The sequence below is a fragment of the Leptospira noumeaensis genome, from assembly GCF_004770765.1.
GTDB classification, from domain to species: domain Bacteria; phylum Spirochaetota; class Leptospiria; order Leptospirales; family Leptospiraceae; genus Leptospira_A; species Leptospira_A noumeaensis.
Window position 1 is genome coordinate 1 of sequence record NZ_RQFK01000027.1, and the last position, 1,006, is coordinate 1,006.

At 35.2% G+C, this 1,006-nt stretch carries 2 protein-coding genes; both read right to left on the reverse strand.

Translation table 11 applies throughout. The features are described 5' to 3' along the window. Nucleotides 1–177 precede the first annotated feature (177 nt). Complete coding sequence (vapC, locus tag EHQ24_RS15230) at nucleotides 178–576, reverse strand: type II toxin-antitoxin system tRNA(fMet)-specific endonuclease VapC (protein ID WP_135602496.1); 399 nt, start codon at nucleotides 574–576, stop codon at nucleotides 178–180. Then, complete coding sequence (locus EHQ24_RS15235) at nucleotides 573–803, reverse strand: toxin-antitoxin system, antitoxin component (protein ID WP_135602497.1); 231 nt, start codon at nucleotides 801–803, stop codon at nucleotides 573–575. The genes vapC and EHQ24_RS15235 overlap by 4 nt, the downstream gene beginning before the upstream one ends. Between the last annotated feature and the right edge of the window lie 203 nt (nucleotides 804–1,006).

The following is a 1,006-nucleotide window of genomic DNA, read 5'->3' on the forward strand; positions in this document are numbered from 1 at the left end:
TAACGAACTAGACTAGCCGACGTAGGCTGGCCCTGAGTCCCGAATGGGACGTTAGGGATTGGCACGACGCTTGCGTAAGCAAGAGGAGTGCCAAAAGCCTATGTGCCGTAGGCCGAGCGAGGGCGTAAGTCCCGAAGTGAAGCGGTTAGTCGCTGTTATGCGAAGTAATTGCTTTTACTAAGTCCAATTTTCGAGTTTAATAGAATTGATTCTTGCAAATTCTTTTTCATTATTTGTGACAAGAATACCATTGTTATTTAATACGATTGAGGCAATAATAAGATCATTTGGACCAATAGGTAATCCTTTTGATTCTAAATTTGAACGAATTTCTGCGTAAATTTCAGATTCTATATCATTAAAACCGACTATTTCAAAAGGATCTAGAAAATCTAAGACGACATTCCTATTCTTCTTAGGATTTTGGCTTTTGAGTGCTCCTAATAGAAGTTCTGCTTTTACAATAGATGGAATCTTAATTCTGTTTGGATTTAGTTTCTTAATATTGTTTTCAATCTTATCGTTTTTACCTTTTAGGAAATAAATACAAATATTTGTATCTAAAAAATAATTCAAAAAGCTTCTCTCTTGTTATCATTTTTAAAGTCTAAGAAATCTGGTTTATTAAAGGAATTATCTTCTATTGATCCGTATAACTGGAAAAAATTTTCAGGCCATTTTTTTTCAAAAGAACTCTGTAATTTTCCTTTAACCCATTGAGATATAGAAACCTTTTCCTTTTTGGCAGCTAATTCAATTTTTTTGAGCGTATCTTGATCAATATATAATGATAGTTGTGGCATTTTATTCACCTTTTCTCAGCTCTGAGACAAGTATATAGGCAAGTATGGTTTTGTCAACTTCCATTTCCTAATCGTGATTTTTAGTTTCTTGATTAATTTTGCAATTATTTCGCATAACGAACTAGTCTTGACGAAGTTTCCCGCCCTGAGCCTGCGTAGTAGGCGTTAGGGAGATCGGGAAATTTGCCGAAGGCCGAACGAGG